Origin of the sequence: Burkholderia sp. PR2, from assembly GCF_052372875.1 — a bacterium.
GTDB lineage: Bacteria > Pseudomonadota > Gammaproteobacteria > Burkholderiales > Burkholderiaceae > Burkholderia > Burkholderia diffusa.
In genome coordinates this window covers 1,701,022-1,719,510 of the sequence record NZ_JBQRWH010000004.1, presented here as the reverse complement: position 1 = coordinate 1,719,510, position 18,489 = coordinate 1,701,022, and the positions used below count along the sequence as shown (strand labels likewise).

Annotated in this window: 15 protein-coding genes and 1 riboswitch; of the genes, 9 read left to right on the top strand and 6 right to left on the bottom strand. The window is 71.0% G+C overall.

Going from position 1 to position 18,489, the window contains the following annotated elements; genetic code table 11:
* The first annotated feature begins 72 nt into the window (after positions 1–72).
* From ACT2FV_RS25155 to ACT2FV_RS25145, 3 genes are all read left to right on the top strand, one after another.
* A complete protein-coding gene (locus tag ACT2FV_RS25155) occupies positions 73–2,766 on the top strand; it encodes a LuxR C-terminal-related transcriptional regulator (RefSeq protein ID WP_444505033.1) in 2,694 nt (897 codons plus the stop codon).
* 249 nt (positions 2,767–3,015) lie between these two features.
* Positions 3,016–4,140 carry a porin gene (locus ACT2FV_RS25150; protein WP_151052489.1) on the top strand — a complete coding sequence of 375 codons (1,125 nt, stop codon included), beginning with the start codon at positions 3,016–3,018 and terminating at the stop codon, positions 4,138–4,140.
* A 215-nt stretch (positions 4,141–4,355) separates the two neighbouring features.
* Positions 4,356–5,060: a glutathione S-transferase N-terminal domain-containing protein gene (locus tag ACT2FV_RS25145; protein WP_124902431.1), complete on the top strand. Its 705-nt coding sequence runs from the start codon at positions 4,356–4,358 to the stop codon at positions 5,058–5,060.
* 134 nt (positions 5,061–5,194) lie between these two features.
* On the opposite strand, the gene ACT2FV_RS25140 is transcribed toward ACT2FV_RS25145, so the two are convergent.
* Complete coding sequence (locus ACT2FV_RS25140; RefSeq protein ID WP_444505032.1) at positions 5,195–5,719, bottom strand: MarR family winged helix-turn-helix transcriptional regulator; 525 nt, start codon at positions 5,717–5,719, stop codon at positions 5,195–5,197.
* A gap of 131 nt (positions 5,720–5,850) precedes the next feature.
* Between ACT2FV_RS25140 and ACT2FV_RS25135 the strand changes: the two genes are divergently transcribed.
* On the top strand, positions 5,851–7,035 hold the full coding sequence (locus ACT2FV_RS25135) for an MFS transporter (RefSeq protein WP_444505031.1): 1,185 nt from the start codon (positions 5,851–5,853) through the stop codon (positions 7,033–7,035).
* Between the two features lie 197 nt (positions 7,036–7,232).
* On the opposite strand, the gene cobM is transcribed toward ACT2FV_RS25135, so the two are convergent.
* From cobM to cbiE, 4 genes are read right to left on the bottom strand one after another with little or no spacing between them, the layout of a single operon-like run.
* A complete protein-coding gene (gene cobM, locus ACT2FV_RS25130; protein WP_124626214.1) occupies positions 7,233–7,961 on the bottom strand; it encodes a precorrin-4 C(11)-methyltransferase in 729 nt (242 codons plus the stop codon).
* 43 nt (positions 7,962–8,004) lie between these two features.
* Positions 8,005–8,736 carry a cobalt-precorrin-6A reductase gene (locus ACT2FV_RS25125; RefSeq protein WP_124902435.1) on the bottom strand — a complete coding sequence of 244 codons (732 nt, stop codon included), beginning with the start codon at positions 8,734–8,736 and terminating at the stop codon, positions 8,005–8,007.
* On the bottom strand, positions 8,733–9,821 hold the full coding sequence (locus ACT2FV_RS25120; RefSeq protein WP_444505030.1) for a cobalt-precorrin-5B (C(1))-methyltransferase: 1,089 nt from the start codon (positions 9,819–9,821) through the stop codon (positions 8,733–8,735). The genes ACT2FV_RS25125 and ACT2FV_RS25120 overlap by 4 nt, the downstream gene beginning before the upstream one ends.
* Positions 9,821–11,056, bottom strand: a complete 1,236-nt coding sequence (gene cbiE / locus ACT2FV_RS25115) for a precorrin-6y C5,15-methyltransferase (decarboxylating) subunit CbiE (protein ID WP_124902481.1) — start codon at positions 11,054–11,056, stop codon at positions 9,821–9,823. The genes ACT2FV_RS25120 and cbiE overlap by 1 nt, the downstream gene beginning before the upstream one ends.
* A gap of 204 nt (positions 11,057–11,260) precedes the next feature.
* A riboswitch (cobalamin riboswitch) is annotated at positions 11,261–11,452 on the top strand.
* A gap of 107 nt (positions 11,453–11,559) precedes the next feature.
* Here cbiE and cobG point away from each other — a divergent pair.
* The 5 genes from cobG to ACT2FV_RS25090 all read left to right on the top strand — a co-directional run bounded on the left by cobG (position 11,560) and on the right by ACT2FV_RS25090 (position 17,600).
* Positions 11,560–12,921 carry a precorrin-3B synthase gene (gene cobG / locus ACT2FV_RS25110; RefSeq protein WP_444505451.1) on the top strand — a complete coding sequence of 454 codons (1,362 nt, stop codon included), beginning with the start codon at positions 11,560–11,562 and terminating at the stop codon, positions 12,919–12,921.
* Positions 12,914–13,540, top strand: coding sequence for a precorrin-8X methylmutase (locus ACT2FV_RS25105; RefSeq protein ID WP_059606783.1), 627 nt, complete (start codon positions 12,914–12,916; stop codon positions 13,538–13,540). Before cobG ends, ACT2FV_RS25105 begins: the two co-directional genes overlap by 8 nt.
* On the top strand, positions 13,537–14,271 hold the full coding sequence (locus ACT2FV_RS25100; RefSeq protein ID WP_444505029.1) for a precorrin-2 C(20)-methyltransferase: 735 nt from the start codon (positions 13,537–13,539) through the stop codon (positions 14,269–14,271). Before ACT2FV_RS25105 ends, ACT2FV_RS25100 begins: the two co-directional genes overlap by 4 nt.
* Positions 14,268–15,992 carry a precorrin-3B C(17)-methyltransferase gene (cobJ, locus tag ACT2FV_RS25095; RefSeq protein ID WP_444505028.1) on the top strand — a complete coding sequence of 575 codons (1,725 nt, stop codon included), beginning with the start codon at positions 14,268–14,270 and terminating at the stop codon, positions 15,990–15,992. The genes ACT2FV_RS25100 and cobJ overlap by 4 nt, the downstream gene beginning before the upstream one ends.
* 252 nt (positions 15,993–16,244) lie before the next feature.
* Entirely contained in the window at positions 16,245–17,600 is a 1,356-nt protein-coding gene (locus ACT2FV_RS25090) for a chitinase (protein ID WP_444505027.1), read from the top strand.
* A gap of 109 nt (positions 17,601–17,709) precedes the next feature.
* Here the strand turns inward: ACT2FV_RS25090 and ACT2FV_RS25085 are convergent, their stop codons facing one another.
* Positions 17,710–18,453, bottom strand: a complete 744-nt coding sequence (locus tag ACT2FV_RS25085) for an IclR family transcriptional regulator (RefSeq protein WP_444505026.1) — start codon at positions 18,451–18,453, stop codon at positions 17,710–17,712.
* Positions 18,454–18,489 lie beyond the last annotated feature (36 nt).

The window sequence follows — 18,489 nt, the reverse complement described above, 5'->3', positions numbered from 1 at the left end:
GGTCGATCCTTCCCCCACGCCCACCCCGGACGCTGGCCCGCACGGCATCGCCGGATTCCCACTCCTGCCCCGATGGCCCACCCACCCGATCGCGCCGACGCGCCCCCCACCGAACTCGTGCTGAAGACGACCGCGCCGCGCGTGCCGGCGCAGTTGCTCGCGCGTGCGCGGCTGAGCCTTGCCGCGCCGGCGTTCGACGCGCGGCCCGTCACGCTCGTGCAGGCGCCGGCCGGCTACGGCAAGACCTCGCTGCTCGCCCAATGGCGCCGCGAATCCCTTGCGCTGGGCCGCGCCGTCGTGTGGCTGTCCGCCGACGAGCGCGACGACGCACCGCGCCTGCTGCAGGGGCTCGTGCAGGCGGTGCGCACCGGTTGCGCGCGGCCCGGCTTCGGGCGCCTGATTCCGGACGGTGCCGCCCGCGCGCTGGAGGGGCTGACCGCGTGGCTGGCCGAAGTCGCGCAACTGTCGATCGACGCGCTGCTGATCGTCGACGACGCGGAGCGGCTGCCACCCGCCGGCCTCGACGCGCTGACCTATGTGCTGCACAACGCGCCGCAGAACCTGCGGGTGGTCGTCGCGGCCCGGCGCGGGCTCGATCACGCGGCCGGCGACCTGCTCGCCGGCGGGCAATGCACGCTCGCGGGCCCCGACTGGCTGCGCTTCACGCTCGACGAGACGATCGCGCTGGTCGGCGCGCGCTTTGCGCACCGGGTCGACGCCGACGCGTGCGCGCGCCTGTTCGAACGCGTCGACGGCTGGCCGCTCGGGCTGCAGCTCGCGATGGCCGCGATGGCACGCTCGGCCGATCCGCGACAGGCCGTCGACGCGCTTGCCGCGCGGATGGACGGCACCCGCGACCGGCTCGTCGAGCTGCTGCTCGCGAATTTGTCGGCCGACGACACCGCGTTCCTCACGCGCACGAGCGTCGCCGACCGCCTGCATCCGTCGCTGTGCGCCGCGCTGCTCGACGACGCAAACGCCCCCGACCGACTCGCGCGGCTCGCGCGCGACACGCCGCTGTTCATCGCGTCGGACGATTCCGACTGGTGCCGGCTGCATCCGCTCGTGCGCGATACGTTGCGCGACCGCCTCGCGGCGAGCCCGGACGCCGAGCGCAGTGCGCTGCACGCACGCGCGGCCGCGTGGCTCGACGCGCACGGGATGACGGAGGAAGCCGCGCGCCACGCGTATGCGGCCGGCCAGTTCGACACGGCATACGCGCTTGCGCAGCGCTGCCTCGAGGACGCGATCAAGCAGGGCCGCATCAATGACGTGCTCGACTGGCTCGCGCTGCTGCCCGACGCGGAACTCGACAAGCGCCCGACGCTGCGGATCGCGGTCGCCTGGGCACTGGCGCTCGGCGAGCGCCATGTCGAGGCGCAGCGTCAGATCGCGGGCATCCTGGCCGACCCCGGCACGCCGGCCGCGATGCGCTACGAATGCGCGCTGATCCTCAGCGCGGCCGCGTATTACGCCGATGAAATCGATCGCTTCGTCGAACTGTTCGAACCGTGGGCCGACTTCACGCCGCCGGCGGCGACGTGGCTCGCGCAGATGCACGCGAACCGGCTGTCGGCGCGCGCGATCATCGTCGGCGAACCGGCGCAGGCGCGCCGCTTCCAGCAGGCCGCGCCGCGCGGCGAGACGGCGGCCGGGTTCGGCTACGTCGCGCGCTGGGGCGAGCTGATCACGGGCCTGAGCTACCTGCGCGAAGGCCAGATCCGGCTCGCAGACGATGCACTGTCGCCGGCACTGGCGCGCGCGGAAGCCGATCTCGGGCGCCGCCATCCGCTGACCTGCATGCTCGCGGCGATGTGCGCGGCGATCGCGTACGAGGCCGACCGCGTCGACCAAGCCGCCGCGCTGCTCGCGAACCGGCTCGACGTGCTCGAACACACGGGCACGCCCGATACCGTGCTGCTCGGCTATCGCACCGCCGCGCGCATCGCACTGCTGCGCGGCGTCGAGCATCGCGCGATCGACTTGCTCGAGGTGCTCGACGCGATGGGTGTCGCGCGCCGGCTGCCGCGCCTGTCGGTCGCGAGTCTCGCCGAGCAGGTGCGCATTCACGCGGCGCGCTATCGCGAGGCGACCTGCCATGCGCTCGTCGAGCGCATCGACGCGATCGCCGCGGCCGAGTTTCCGTCGCACGGGCCGCTGTGGCGGCGTCCCGTCGTGCTGCTGCAGGCGACGGCGCACGCGGGCGCCGCGCTGGCCGCGCGCCGCTGGGACGATGCGTGCGCGGCGCTCGACGAAGCCGCCGTGCTGGCGCGCGAGATGAGCATGGGACGCGAGCGCATCGAGATCATGGCGCTCAGCGCGTTCGCGCTCGACCAGTCCGGGCACGGCGGCCGGGCGCTGCTCGACGAGGCGATGAACCTCGCGGACATGTTCGGCCTCACGCGCACGCTCGCCGACTTGCATCCGGCCGTCGCCGACTGGGCGCGCCGCATCGGCGACGAGGCGCCCGCCGGCAACGGGCCCGTGCGGCCCGCGCAGCCGCAGCCGCGCATCGTGCCGCCCGCGCCGCGCAGCCCGGCAAGCCCGCGCGCGGTGCCGAGCGTCGTGCTGACGCCCAAGGAGCGCGCGATTCTCGAACTGCTCGCGCGCAACCTCTCGAACAAGGAGATCGCGGTGGCGCTCGCCGTCGGCGAGGAAACCGTGAAGTGGCACCTGAAGAACCTGTTCGGCAAGCTCGACGCCAGCTCGCGCAAGCACGCGGTGCGCCGCGCGCTGGTGCTCGGATTGCTCGAAAGCGCGCCTTGAACGCCGCCTGACCACCTCTGTAGCGGCCTGGCCCTGCCGTTGACAGCAGCCTCGCTGCCGGCCGCCCTTCGATTCTCCGCAACCCTGCCCCCCGCGCATGGGGGGGAGCGGCCGCGCGCCGTTGCGTAACCTTTCCGCACGGCTCGCACCGGCGTCGCATCATGCGCCTTCCCGCCTGCCTCGATGCTTCCCCCGCTTCACCCGCCCGGGCTCGATCCCGTGCGGTCCATTACGATCCTGGAGACTTCGATGAAGACGAAACTGGCCGCGCTCGCGGCGCTTGCCGGCTGTTCGGCGCTCGCGCATGCGCAATCCTCCGTCACGCTGTACGGCGTGGTCGACACGGGCCTGCTGTACCAGAGCACGTCGGCCGCGTCGTTCAGCCCGAATGCGCCGAACACCGGCAAGGTGTTCCGCATGAAGGACGGCGGCATCTATTCGAGCTTCTGGGGCATCAAGGGCAGCGAGGACCTGGGCGGCGGCTACAAGGTCAACTTCAAGCTGCAGGGTTCGTTCGACAGCGGCACCGGCAGGATGCAGCTGAGCGACACGCCGGGCGCCACCGCGATCTTCAACCAGGTTGCGTCGCTCGGCGTGTCGGGGCCGTTCGGCACATTCACGGCCGGCCGCCAGATCGTGCCGATGATCTACGCGATGGCCGACACCGACGTGCGCAACGCGCAGTTCTTCGGCAGCGTGCTGACCGCGTGGCTCGGCCTGAACACCGCGGCCGGCTGGCCCGGGACGAGCACCAACGGCGCGATCGGCGCGCTGTACGACAGCAACGCGCTCGTCTATCAGTCGCCGACGTTCGCGGGCGCATCGATCGCGCTCGAATACGCGCCCGGCGGCGTCGCCGGGCAGTTCCAGGGCGGCACGCGCGAGTCGGTCGTGCTGCGGTATTCGAACGACGGGCTCAATGCGTCGGCCGTGTACTACAACGGCCACGACACGAATCCGGCGCCGGGTGTCGCGCCGACCGGCGTCGACAACAACCGCTTCGTCTACTTCGGCGCGAGATACACGATCCGCGATTTCTCGGTGTCGGCGTCGTACGGCAACGGCCGGAATCCGTCGCATGCGGACAAGGTGAACCTCGACATGCTGTCGGCCGGCATCGGCTATCGCTTCACGCCCGCGCTGCAGGTCGCCTCGGCCTTGTACTACCTGAAGGACCGCAACCGCGCCGAGAACCGGTCGACGGCCGTCGTGCTCACGGCCGACTACAGCCTGTCGAAGCGGACGATGGTGTATGCGCAGGTCGGCCACGTGAACAACCGCGGCACGATGGACCAGATGCTCGTGTACGGGCAGCCGGTCGCTCCCGGGGTCGGCACGACCGCCGCGATGCTCGGGCTGCGGCACAACTTCTGACGACGCGGCGACGCGATGCGCGTGCGGCGGCGCCCGGGCACGGCTCGCGGCCGCCGCCTGCAGCGATCGCGGGGATCGGCTACAGTGGGCGTTTTCGGCGCGCCCCGCCCGCCTGTCGAAGTGCTCGTCCCGTTGCTGCCGCGGTGGCACGGGCGGTAAGCGATGCGCGGCAGGACGGCGGAGCGCGGATCCTCCACATTGACGAGCGAACCTCCATGCCCGATCTGTCCGCCTTCCCGATCACGAAGAAATGGCCTGCCCAGCATCCCGACCGTCTGCAGCTGTATTCGCTGCCGACGCCGAACGGCGTCAAGGTGTCGATCATGCTCGAGGAAACCGGCCTGCCGTACGAGCCGCACCTCGTGCGCTTCGACACCGACGACCAGCTGTCGCCCGAATTCCTGTCGCTGAACCCGAACAACAAGATCCCCGCGATCATCGATCCGAACGGCCCTGACGGCCGGCCGCTGCCGCTGTTCGAATCCGGCGCGATCCTGATCTATCTCGCGGACAAGACGGGCCAGTTGATCCCGAAGGATCCCGCGGGCCGGTACGAGACGATCCAGTGGGTGATGTTCCAGATGGGTGGCATCGGCCCGATGTTCGGGCAGGTCGGCTTCTTCCACAAGTTCGCGGGCCGCGATTACGAAGACAAGCGTCCGCGCGACCGCTACGTCGCCGAATCGAAGCGTCTGCTCGCCGTGCTCGACGCGCATCTCGCGAACCGCAAGTGGGTGATGGGCGACACGTACACGATCGCCGACATCGCGATCTTCCCGTGGGTGCGTAACCTCGTCGGCTTCTACGAAGCGGGCGACCTGGTCGGCTTCGCCGAATTCAAGCATGTCGCGCGGGCGCTCGACGCGTTCGTCGCGCGTCCGGCCGTCGCGCGCGGGCTCAACATCCCGGCACGCGGCTGAGCCGCGCAGCGGGCGCACCCTGCGGCCGCGCTCTGCGTGGCCCGCCGCATCGCGCGGCGGGCAATTCTTCCGCTTCCTTTCGGTGTTTTCGTTTTCCGCCTGCTGCGTTCATTCGACGTGACGATTCGGCGGCGCTATTTTTTGGCCGACGCCGACGCCGACGCCGACGCCCCTTCCCCCAATCCCGCCAGCAGCTTTTCCAGCAACGCCGAAAGTTGCGCCTGCTCGGCCTCCGACAGCGCGGCCAGCATCGCGCGCTGATTGTCGACGTGCGCGACCACCGCATCGTCGATCAGCGCGCGGCCGGCGTCGGTCAGCGCGACGAGCGTGCCGCGACCGTCGGCCGGGTTCGGCCGGCGCTCGACCCAACCGGCCTTCTGCAGCCGGTCGATGCGCGCGGTCATCCCGCCCGACGACATCATCAGCGCGTCGTACAGCGCAGTCGGCGTCAGCGCGAACGGCGCGCCGCTGCGCCGCAGCGTCGCCAGCACGTCGAATTCGCCCGGCTGCATCCCGTAGCGCGCGAACAACGGATTGAGGCCGTCGCGTGCGACCACCAGCGCGGCCTCCTGCAGCCGTCCCATCACGAGCATCGACGACGCATCCAGATCCGGACGCTCGATGCGCCATTGCGCGAGCGCATGCGCGGCTCGATCCATTAACCCTCCTCGGCTCACCAGTTATCTTGACGTCGAGATAAATCCGCATTTATCTCGATATCGAGATACTTTACATGAAAACGCGCGGCCCTCTGACGGAGGTGTCGTGCACCGATAATGAGGGCCACTCCATGAATCGCTTCACTTCCCCCGGATGGCGGCTTGCCGCGATCGTGCTGGTCGGACTGAACCTGCGGCCGGCGTTGGCCGCGATCGGTCCGCTGCTCGACATGATCCAGCGCGCGACCGGCATCGGCGACGGCGCGGCGAGCCTGCTGACCACGATCCCGATCCTGCTGATGGGGCTGGGCGCGCTGAGCGCGCGCCGGCTGCAGCGCGTGACGGGGATCACGGGCGGCGTCTGGCTGGGCGTCGCGCTGATCGGCTTCGCGTGCGCGTCGCGAATCGGCGCGCAGCACGCGTGGCTGTTGCTCGCGAGTGCATGCTGCGCGGGCCTCGGAATCGCGATGGTGCAGGCGTTGCTGCCGGGATTCGTGAAGGCGCATTTCGCGACGCGGGTCGGCGGCGCGATGGGCGTCTATTCGACGTCGATCATGGGCGGTGCGGTGCTCGCGAGCGTCGTCGCGCCGTTGGCCGCGGCCCGCTGGGGCTGGCTGGTCGCGCTCGCGGGCTGGGCGCTGCCGGCCGCGGTCGCAGCGCTCGCGTGGCCGCTGGCCAGCCGTGGCGGTGATGCGCTGGTGTCCGGGCCGACGTCGGGGTCGATGGTGCAGGCGCGGCCGTCGCGCTCGCCGCGCGCGTGGCGGCTCGCGATGTTCTTCGGGATCGCGACGGGCGCCTATACCCTCGTGCTGGCATGGCTGCCGCCATACTACATGCGGCTCGGCTGGTCGCCGACCGCGGCCGGCAGCCTGCTCGGCGGCGTAACGCTCGCCGAAGTCGTCGCGGGGCTGGCGATCTCGGCGACGATCGACCGCCTGCCCGATCGCCGGCCCGCGCTGCACGCGGCGATCGCGTCGCTGCTCGCGGGGCTGCTGGTGATGCTGGCCGCGCCGGAGGCACTTGCGTTGCCGGCTGCGCTGCTGATGGGGGCCGGTATCGGCGCGCTGTTTCCGTTGTCGCTGATCGTCACGGTCGATCATGCGGCGACACCGGCCGATGCGGCGTCGTTGACGGGGTTCGTGCACGGTGTCGGCTATCTGATCGCTGGGCTGTTTCCGTTCGCGGCGGGCATCGTGCGCCAGCATCTCGCGGATCTGTCGCCCGCGTGGGTCGCGATGGCGTGCCTGTGCGTCGTGCTGTTCGCGCTGGCGGCGGGGTTCGCGCCGCAGTTTGCGCGGCGTGTTGCGCGGGCTTAGCGCGGGTCGGACTCTGCGCGTGAAGGCGTTGATCCGGATCGTGGCCTTCGCGCGGTTGCCCGTTGTTGCTCAGTCATGCCGGATTGCACGGTTGGCGCCGTTCGACCGAGGGCGTTGATCAGCGGGCCGGCTCGCGAGAAAACCCGTCGTCGCGATGCCGCGAAATGCGAAGTGCCTCGCGTTCCGTGCGCGCGCAATCAACTGCCGCTCGCATATAGCGTCGAATCCGCAAACCCTTCCGCATCGAGCACGCGCCCGATCAGGATCAGCGCGGTGCGCTCGATCCGCGTGCCCTGCACCTTGCCGACGATGTCGGCCAGCGTGCCGGTCACGCGTTCCTCGTCGGGCCAGCTCGCACGGTAGATCACCGCGACCGGGCACGCGGGCCCGTAATGCGGCAGCACTTCGTCGACGATCCGCGCGAGATGCCGCACGCCGAGATGGATCGCGAGCGTCGCGCGATGCGCGGCGAGCGCGCCGAGCGCTTCGCCTTCCGGCATCGTCGTCTTGCCCGCGAAGCGCGTGAGGATCACCGTCTGCGCGACACCGGGCAGCGTCAGCTCGACGCCGAGCGTCGCCGCGCACGCGGCCGTGGCCGTCACGCCGGGCACGATTTCATACGGAATCCCGAGCGCTTTCAACCGGCGGATCTGTTCCCCGATCGCGCCGTACAGCGACGGATCGCCCGAATGCACGCGCGCGACGTCCTGGCCTTTCGCGTGCGCATCGGCGAGCAGCGCGACGATCGCATCGAGGTCGAGCTCGGCCGTATTGACGACCTGCTCCGCACGATGGCCGTCGAGCACGGCCGGCGGCACGAGCGAGCCTGCGTAGAGAATCACCGGGCACGTGCGCACGAGACGCTGGCCCTTCACCGTGATCAGCTCCGGGTCGCCGGGGCCCGCGCCGATGAAATACACCGTCATCGAAAAATCTCCATCAATTCATGGGGCAGCCGGTCGCGCGGCATCACGCACGCGCGGCAGGGTCGAGCGCATCGAGCAGCGCGGCGGCCGAGTCGAACACGCGATCGGCGTCGGGCAGCGTCGGCCGGCGCAGCATCACGACCGGAAGCCTGCGTTCACGCGCGACGTCGAGCTTGGCCTCGGTCGCGGCGCCGCCGCTGTTCTTGCTGACGACGACGTCGATGCCCGCGAGCGCGAACAGCGCGCGCTCGCCGTCGAGCGTGAACGGCCCGCGCGCGGCGAGGACCTGCGCGCGCGCGTTGCCGGGATGCGCATCGAGGCAGCGCACCAGCCAGAACTGGTGCGGCGGAATCTCGTCGAGATGCGCGAGCGGTTCGCGGCCGAGCGTGAACAGCGGCCGCCGGAACGGCGCGAGCGCGGCCTCGATGCCGGCCCAGTCGTCGACCATCCTCCAGTCGTCGCCGGGTTGCGGCGCCCACGGCGCGCGTCGCAGCGCCCACAGCGGCACGCCCGCGTCGCGCGCGGCGGCCGCCGCATTCGCGCTGATTCGCGCGGCATACGGATGCGTCGCGTCGATCACGAGGCCGATGCCGGCGCCATGCAGGTACGCGGCGAGCCCAGCCGCTCCGCCGAAGCCGCCGACGCGCACTTCGCAGCGCAAGTCGTCGGGCACCTTGCCGAGGCCCGCGAGGCTGTAGACGTGCCGCGGACCGAGCGCGCGTGCGATCTTCAGCGCGTCACCCGTGCCGCCGAGCAGCAGGATGCGCGCGCTCATCGTGCGGTCCCGACGAAGCGGCCCTGCCGGTCGATCGCGAACATCTCGACCGAGACCGACGGCGGCACGATGTCGCGCGCGACCCGCAGCGCATGCGCGCAGACGATGTCGCCGAGCGGCACGCCGTCGGCCTGCGCGAGCTTCAGCGCTTCCTGGCTGGTGTTCGCCGCGCGCATCGCGGCCTGCAGCGCTGCGCTCGCGCCCGCCTCGGCCGCCCACTGTGCAAGCAGTGGCAGGTCGATGCTCGAATGGCGGCTGTGCAGGTCGAGATGGCCTGCCGCAAGCTTGCTGAGCTTGCCGAACCCGCCGCACATCGACAGGCGGGCGACCGGCGCGCGGCGCAGGTGCTTGAGCACCGCGCCGGCGAAATCGCCCATTTCGATCAGCGCCATGTCGGGCAGGCCGTAGTGCGCGCGCATCGCATCCTCGCTCGCGTTGCCGGTGCACGCGGCGATGTGCGCGATCCCGTTCGCGCGTGCGACGTCGATGCCCTGGTGGATCGACGCGATGTACGCCGAGCACGAGAACGGCCGCACGATGCCGGTCGTGCCGAGGATCGACAATCCGCCGACGATGCCCAGACGCGGGTTCATCGTCTTCAGCGCGAGTGCCTCGCCGCCCTCGACGCCGATCGTCACGTCGAAGCCGCCTGCGTAGGCGAATTCGGCCGCGAGCGCGTCGAGGTGCGTGGTCATCATCTGGCGCGGCACCGGATTGATCGCCGGTTCGCCGACCGGCAGCGTGAGTCCGGCGCGCGTGACGGTGCCGACACCCGGCCCCGCGTGAAAGCGCACGCCGGGCACCGCCGCGAGCGCGACGCGCGCGAAGACCAGCGCACCGTGCGTGACGTCCGGATCGTCGCCGGCATCCTTGATCGTGCCGGCTTCCGCGCCGTCGGCAGTCGTCCTGCAGAACGCAAGCCGCATCATCACGTGCTGCCCCTTCGGCAGCACGATCTCGACGGCGTCGATCGCGCCCCCCGCGAGCAGCAGGCGCGCGGCCGCGAGCGACGTCGCGGTCGCGCAACTGCCGGTCGTATAGCCGAAGCGCAGCGGCGCCGGTCGTTCGGGGGTTTCGTCGCGCATCACGTGGGGTCCGCGAGGTCCGTTGCCGTGGAATCGGGTTTGCGCACGTCGTACAGCGTGACGGGCAACGGCTGCCGCCACGTGTCGAAGCGGCCGAGTGGTTCGGCGTGCGCGAGCGACACGCGCGTGAGCGTGCCGCCGTGAATATCGCGCCACGCGGCGAGCGCCAGCTCGCCCTGCAGCGTGACCGCATTCGCGACGAGCCGGCCGCCGGGCTTCAGCGCCGACCAGCACGCGGCGAGCACGCCGGGCGCGGTCGCGCCACCGCCGATGAAGATCGCGTCGGGCGTCGCAAGCCCGGCAAGCGCAGCGGGCGCGCGCCCCGCGACGAGTTGCAGGCCCGGCACGCCGAGCGCGTCGCGATTGTGTTCGATGAAGCGCTGCCGCTCCGCATGCGACTCGATCGCGATCGACTGGCACGACGGATGCGCGCGCATCCACTCGATGCCGATCGAGCCGCTACCCGCGCCGACGTCCCACAGCAGTTCGCCGGGTGCGGGCGCGAGGCGTCCGAGCGTCAGCGCGCGCATGTCGCGCTTGGTGAGCTGGCCGTCGTGGCGGTACGCGTCGTCAGGCAGGCCCGGCGTGAGTGCTCGGCGCGGCGCATCGGGGCCGGCCTGGCAGTCGAGCGCGACGAGATTGAGCGCGGCGGTTTCGTCGATGTTCCAGTCTTGCGCGAGACCGTCGATGCGCCGTTCGAGCGGCCCGCCGAGGTGTTCGAATACGCTGATGCGCGTCGGACCGAAGCCGCGCGCGGCGAGTTCGGCCGCGACCGTGGCCGGCGTGCGGCCGTCGGCGCTCAGCACGAAGAGGCGCCGGCCCGGCAGCAGATGGCGCGCGAGCGTCGCGAGCGGCCGGCCGACGAGCGACACCGCGCCGACGTCCTGCAACGCCCAGCCGAGCCGCGCGGCCGCCAGCGACAGCGATGACGGTGCGGGCAGCACGCGCCATTCGTCGGGAGATAGTTCGCGCGCGAGTGTCGCGCCGACGCCGAACAGCATCGGGTCGCCGCTCGCCAGCACGCAGACGGGCGAACCGCGCCGCGCGAGCAGGCCCGACAGGTCGAACGGCGACGGCCACGCGGTGCGTTCGGCCCGCAGCCGCGCGGGCAGCATGTCGAGGTGCCGCTTCGCGCCGACGACCTGCGTCGCCTCGAGCAGCGCGCGCCGCGCGCTACGCCCGAGCCCCGCGTAGCCGTCGTCGCCGATGCCCACTACCGTCAGCCACGCCGTCATGCACCCTTCCCCATCGTCCGGTTCCATCGAGTCGCCGCACGGCGGCCGTGATGGCGCCGGTGCAGCTGTCCGCATTGCGAAAGTCGGCATGGTACCGTGTTCCACCGCGCGTTTCATCTGCGGGGCCGCCGACGCCGGGCCGCATTTCGCTTCGGCCACTAAGCCCGCTCGGCGGTCGCGAAGCGCCGGTGAAATCGGGTATCCTACGGCCGTTCGTTCGCCGGTGCCCTTCGGGGCCGAAGAGGGAACACAGGGCGCGCACCGCGCCGCTGTGGCTGCCCCCGCAACTGTAGACAGCGAGCCGATCTCCCCCCTCATGCCACTGGTTTCACCGGGAAGGCCGGGAGTCGGCGCCGACCTGTCAGCCAGGAGACCTGCCGGCATGAAAGTGCGTGCGTGCCAGTCGGCGTCGGGCGGGGTGTACCGATACGTTGGCCGCGGCCCGACACTGCCCCGGTATCCCGTTGAGTTCCGCCCCCGATTCCATTCCTGCGTCGCCCGCCGTGCGCCCGTCGGCTTGCCCGGGGCTCGTGCGCGTCGTCGCGGCCGCCGACGGCGGGCTGTGCCGGATCAAGCTGCCGGGCGGCCGGCTCGACGCGCGGCAGGCGCGTGCGATCGCCGCCGCCGCGCGCGCCTGTGGCTCCGGCGCGATCGACGCGACCAATCGCGCGAATCTCCAGTTGCGCGGCATCCGCGACGGCGCGGCCGATACGCTGGCCGACGCATTGCTCGACGCGGGCCTGGGCCCGCGCGCGAGCGCCGCCGATGCCGCCGACGACCGGGCCGCGCTCGCCGCGCGCGACGACGTCCGCAACCTGATGCTCAGCCCGCTCGCGGGGCGCGATCCCGACGCACTGCTCGACAGCCGCGCGCTCGCGCTGCCGTTGCTCGACATGCTGACGCACGAGCCGCGCCGCGGCGAGGTGTCGCCGAAATTCTCGATCCAGCTCGATGGCGGCGAATCGGTCGCGGCGCTCGATCATCCGCACGACATCTGGCTCGCCGCGTGGCGTCGAGGCGACGGTGCGGTCCGCATCGCCGCGGGCCTGGCAGGCTGCCCGCCGGTCGCGCCCGGTGATCCGTCCGCTTCGTTCGACGTCGCGCCGGACCAGACCGTCGCGCTCGTTCGCGCACTGCTGCTCGCGTTCCTCGATCTCGCACCGGCCGACGTCACGCGGATGCGCGCTTTGCTCGCGACCGGCGGCGCATGCGCATTGCGCGCGCGCGCGCAGTCTTACGCGCCCTTCCCGCTCAAAGCCGATCCGGCACTGGCCGGCTGGCGGCGCAAGCATGCGGACGCCGCGCTGCGTTTCGGTGCAAGGCCGTCGCGCGATGTGGATCGCTGCAGCGTCGGCGCGCAGTTCGTGCTCGGCCGGTTCGACGCAACACAACTGGAACGGCTTGCGGCACTCGCTGACGCGGAAGGCGACGGCACGCTGTCGATGACCCCGTGGCAGGGCGTGTTCGTGCACGGCGTGCCGCACGAACGCACGCCAGCCGTGCTCGACGCGCTCGCGTCGATCGGCCTCGTGTGCACGACGTCCGACCCGCTGGCGGCGCTGGTCGCCTGCACCGGCAGCGCGGGCTGCGCGAAGTCGCGCGCCGACACGAAGCACGATGCGCTGGCGCTGGCCGCGCGCGTCGGCCATCCGGTCGACGTGCACCTGACCGGTTGCGAGCGCCACTGCGCGCTGCCGCATCCCGCGATGCATACCCTCGTCGCGGTCGCGCCCGGACGCTACGACCTTTACCGGCGCGACGCCGCCGCGGGCCTCGGCGCCCCGCTCGCGCGCCATCTGACGATTGACCAGGCCGCGGACCGACTGACGGGCGCGCGGCACAGCCAGGACACCACCGATGCTTGACTATATTCGCGACGGGCAGGAAATCTACCGCCAGTCGTTCGCGACGATCCGCGCCGAGGCCGACCTGTCGCAGATTCCGCCCGATCTCGAGAAGCTCGCAGTGCGCGTGATCCACGCGTGCGGGATGGTCGACGTGGCCTACGACCTGCGCTTCTCGGCCGGCGCCGGCACGGCGGGCCGCGCGGCGCTCACGGCCGGCGCGCCGATCCTGTGCGACGCGCGCATGGTCGCCGAAGGCATCACGCGCGCGCGGCTGCCGGCCGGCAATCGCGTGATCTGCACGCTCGGCGAACCGGAAGTCCCCGACCTTGCGCGGCATCTCGGCAACACGCGCTCGGCCGCTGCGCTCGAACTGTGGCGCCCGCATCTGGCCGGCAGCGTCGTCGTGATCGGCAATGCGCCGACCGCGCTGTTCCACCTGCTCGACATGATCGACGCCGGTGCGCCGCGCCCCGCGTTGATCCTCGGCTTTCCGGTCGGCTTCATCGGCGCCGCCGAATCCAAGGCGGCACTCGACGCCGACAGTCGCGGCGTGCCGTACGTCGCGCTGCTCGGCCGCCGTGGCGGCAGCGCGATGGCTGCAGCAGCCGTCAACGCACTCGCGACGGAGGCAGAATGATGGCCCCGCACGGACGCCTGTTCGGGGTCGGCGTCGGCCCCGGCGACCCCGAACTGATGACGATCAAGGCGCTGCGCGTGCTGCAGGCCGCGCCGGTGGTCGCGTATTTCGTCGCGAAGGGCAAGAAAGGCAATGCCTTCGGGATCGTCGAGGCGCACCTGCTCGATGCGCAGACGCAACTGCCGCTCGTCTATCCGGTGACGACCGAGGCGCTGCCGCCGCCGCTCTGCTACGAGACCGTGATCGCCGATTTCTATGACACCGCCGCGGAGATCGTCGCGTCGCATCTCGACGCCGGGCGCGACGTCGCGGTGATCTGCGAAGGCGATCCGTTCTTCTACGGGTCGTACATGTACCTGCACGATCGCCTCGCGCCGCGCTACGACACCGAAGTGATCCCCGGTGTGTGCGCGATGCTCGGCGGCACGGCCGTGCTCGGCCAGCCGCTCGTCTATCGCAACCAGAGCCTGTCGGTGCTGTCCGGCGTGCTGCCGGCGGACGAATTGCGCGCGCGACTCGCGCAGGCCGACGCAGCCGTCGTGATGAAGCTCGGCCGCAACTTCGACAAGGTGCGGCGCGTGCTCGACGAACTGGGGCTCGCGAAGCGCGCGCTGTACGTCGAGCGCGCGACGATGGCGGCGCAGCGCATCGTGCCGCTCGACGAAGTCGATCCGATGGCGTCACCGTACTTCTCGCTGCTCGTCGTGCCGGGGGAAAAATGGCAAGGATGACGACTCCGCCCGCAATCGTGATTCTCGGCGCGGGCGCACTCGATACCGCGCGGCGCATCCAGGCGCGTTATCCGGGCGCAGTCGTGCATGGGCTCGCGTCGCGCGTCGAGGTCGACGTGCCGTTCGACGAACTCGGCGCGCACCTGCGCGAGCTTTACGCGCGCGGCCTGCCGATCGTCGCGCTGTGCGCGGCCGGCATCGTGATCCGTTGCGTCGCGCCGGCGCTGGCCGACAAGGGCGTCGAGCCGCCGGTGCTCGCGGTCGCGGAAGACGGTTCGGCCGTCGTGCCGCTGCTCGGCGGGCTGACCGGCGTCAACGTGATCGCGCGCGAAATCGCCGAATGCCTCGGCGTCGCGCCCGCGATCACGACGAGCGGCGAGCTGCGCTTCGGCGCGTGCGTGCTCAACCCGCCCGACGGCTATGCGCTCGCCGATCTCCAGCAAGGCAAGCGTTTCGTGTCCGATTTGCTCGCGGGTGCGGCGACGCGCATCGACGGCGCGGCGCCCTGGCTCGACGACGTCGCGCTGCCGCGTGACGACGCGGCCGCGCATGCGATCCGCGTGACGCCCGATGCGTGGCGCGGCGCGCGCGACGAACTCGTGATCCATCCGCGCAGCGTGGTGGTCGGCATCGCGGCACGCGGCGTGCAGGCCGATGCGTCGCCATCGCTTGCCGGTCGCATCGACGCGCTGCTCGATACGCACGGACTCGCGCGGCTGGCGCTCGCCGCATTGGTCGCCCCGGCCTCGTTGCTCGGCGATGCGTGCGTCGAAGCGGCAGCACGGACGCTGGGCGTGCCGTTGCGCTTCGCCGATGTCGACGGCGACGAAGGCGACGAAGACGCCGATGCTGCTGCCCTGCTGGGTTCGACGTTGCGCGTGGCGCACACGCTGCGCGCAACGTCTGACGGCCTCGCGTGCGCGGTCGCGATGCAACCCGTCGATCCCGCGACGCTCGGCCGTGCACGCGGCCGCCTGACGGTGCTCGGCCTCGGCCCGGGCGATGCGGCGTGGCTCACGTCCGCCGCGCGCACCGCGCTCGCGCAAGCCACCGACATCCTCGGCTATACGACCTACGTGACGATGGCCGGCCCGTTCCGCGCGGACCAGCGCGTCCACGGCACGGACAATCGCGAGGAAATGCAGCGCGCGCGCCATGCGTTCGAACTGGCGGCCGAAGGCCGGCGCGTCGCGGTCGTCTCGTCGGGTGACCCGGGTGTGTTCGCGATGGCCGCGGCCGTGCTCGAAGCGCTCGACGAAGCACGCGACCCGCGATGGGCCGCGGTCGAACTGCGCGTCGAACCCGGCGTATCGGCATCGCTCGCGACCGCCGCGCAGGCCGGCGCGCCGCTCGGCCACGATTTCTGCGCGATCTCGCTGTCGGACAACCTGAAGCCGTGGGACGTGATCGAGACGCGCCTGCGGCACGCGGCGCAAGCCGATCTCGTGATGGCGTTCTACAACCCGATCTCGCGTGCACGGCCGTGGCAGCTCGACCGTGCGCTCGATGCGGTGCGCGCGCATCGCGCGGCCGACACGGTCGTCGTGCTCGGCCGCGATATCGGCCGGCCCGGCGCGACGCTCACGACGACGACGCTCGGCGCGCTGCGCAGCGATCAGGTGGACATGCGCACGATGGTGATCGTCGGCTCGTCGACGACGCGGCGTTTCGCCATCGGCGACGGGCGTGAGTGGGTCTACACGCCGCGCTGGTATCGTTGAGCGTCGCTGCGCAACGCGCGGTTGACCATCCGGCTGAAACCAGGCGGAAAAATCGCCCGGTTCGCGTTTCGATATGCGATCGAATCGGCAAGATCGTTACGTGTCGAGAATCGAATAACGAAAAGAACACCTAAGTATTCACGATTCGGCACGAATCCTCCAAGATGAGCACGCCACCGGCCGGGCATACCCGATCGCCCGCCCGGCGGCGATACGCGGGCCAGCGTATCCCTCTTCCACTTGGAGAACACAATGAACAACAACGTGTTGCCGCGATTCAACCCGCGCGCGCTCGCCGCGGGCTGCCTGCTCGCCATGGCGAGCGTGTCCCACGGCGCCGGTGTCTATGCGCCCTTCGTCGACGTGACGCTCTACCCGACGCCGCTCGTCGACCGGATCGGCGTCCAGCAGGGCATCCAGCAGTTCACGCTCGCGTTCGTGGTCGCGGGCAGCGGCTGCGCGCCATCCTGGGGCGGCGTGCAGCCGATCGGCAACGGCGCGAGCGGCGACCTGCTCGCGTCGCTGTCGGCGTCGATCGCGAGCTATCGCGCGAAAGGCGGCGAGATTGCCGTCTCGTTCGGCGGCGCGAACGGCACACCGCTGATGCAGGCATGCTCGAGCGTCCCCGCGCTGAAGACAGCCTATCAGACCGTGATCGACACCTACGGCCTCACGCATGTCGATTTCGACATCGAGGGCGCATCGCAGCAGGACAGCGCTGCCGTTGCCCGCAACTTCCAGGCCGTCGCGCAACTGCAGTCCGACTACGCGGCGAAAGGCAAGCCGCTGCACGTCACGCTGACGCTGCCGACGATGCCGACCGGACTCACGCAGGATGGCGTGAACGTGGTCGCCGCGGCAATCGCGAACAAGGTTGCGTTCGACGCGGTGAACCTGATGACGATGGACTACGGCCCCGCGAACATCGACATGGGTGCGGCCGCGATCAGCGCCGCGCAAGCGCTCTATACGCAGCTCGATACGGCGTTCAAGTCGGCGGGCCAGCCGAAAACGGGCGCGCAACTGTGGCAGATGGTGGGCGTCACGCCGATGATCGGGATGAACGACGTGCAGGGCGAAACCTTCACGCTCGCGAATGCGCAGAGCGTATTGAATGCGGCGATCGGCAACGGCTACGGTTTCTTCGGCAACTGGTCGGTCGGCCGCGATCAGCCTTGCCCGAACAACGGCGCATATGTGGCGCCGACCTGCTCGGGTATCGCGCAGCAGCCATACGCGTTCGCGTCGATCTTCCGGAAACTCGACGGCAAGTGGGGCACGGGCGTCACGCAGGATCCGAACTACGGCGGCGGCTCGAACGGCGGAACGCCGCAACCCGGCGCGCCTTGGTCGGCCGGCCAGGTCTATACGGCAGGCGCGACGGTGACCTACCAGGGAACGACGTACCAGGCGCAATGGTGGACGCAGGGCGACGTGCCCGGCCAGGCAGCGGTATGGAAGCCGGTCGGCGGCGGCACGCCCGTGTGGTCGGCTACGACCGCGTACCAGGGCGGCACCTGCGTCACGTACCAAGGCGCGAAATACTGCGCGAAATGGTGGACGCAAGGCGACAACCCGAGCGCGGGCGGCGTGTGGGTGAAGTCATGACGCCGCGGCGCACCGCCGGCGCGTGACGCGCCACGGCCGTTCCCGGATGCCGCCCGGCATCGCGGCGAACGGCCGCCGAAACCGCCTGCGCCCTGCTTCGCGTTTTTTGCTAGCCCCGCCCCTGCTCGGCCAGCAGCCGCGCCTTTGCGTCGACCAGCAGCGCCGCATGCATGTCGCGATGCTGGCGGATCCGCTCGGTCGGCCCGACGACCGACAGCCCGTACCAGTCGCCGTCGAGCGTCAGCGCGACCGCGATCGCCGACAGCTCGGGCGCGCTCTCGCCGAGGTTCTCGGCCCAGCCGAGTTCGCGAAACCGCGCGGTCTGCGCGACGAGCGCCGGCAGGTCGGCCACCGTCGCATCGGTGAAGCGTTCGAACGACAGCTGCGCGCCGAGCGCCTGCTGCGCGTCGCTCGCGAGCTCCGCGAAGATCGCCTTGCCGATCGAGTTCGCATGCAGCGGACGCAGCTCGCCCGGCTCGCGCGTGTAGCGGATCGCCTGCTCGGACTCGACGACGTCGAGATACGTGACCGACGCGCCCTGGATCTTGCCGAGCACGGCCGTCTCGCGGCTCGCGTCGCGCAGCGCGACGAGATGCGGATGCACGATGTCGACGACGGGATCGGGCGCGTCGATCGCGGCGGCGATCGTCTGCAGGCGTCGCGTCGGATAGTAGCCGCCGCGCTTGCGCACCTCGTACAGATAGCCGCGGCTCACGAGCGTGCGCGCCATCGCCAGGCAGCTCGACGCCGGCACGTTGAGCAGGCGCGCGAGTTCGGTGAGCGGCAGCGGCCGCCGTTCGGCGGCGAACAGCTCGAACAGGTCGAGCGTGCGGGCAACGAGTTTGACGTCCATGACGAGCGCTTGATTCGGAACGGGAAATCGCGCGCC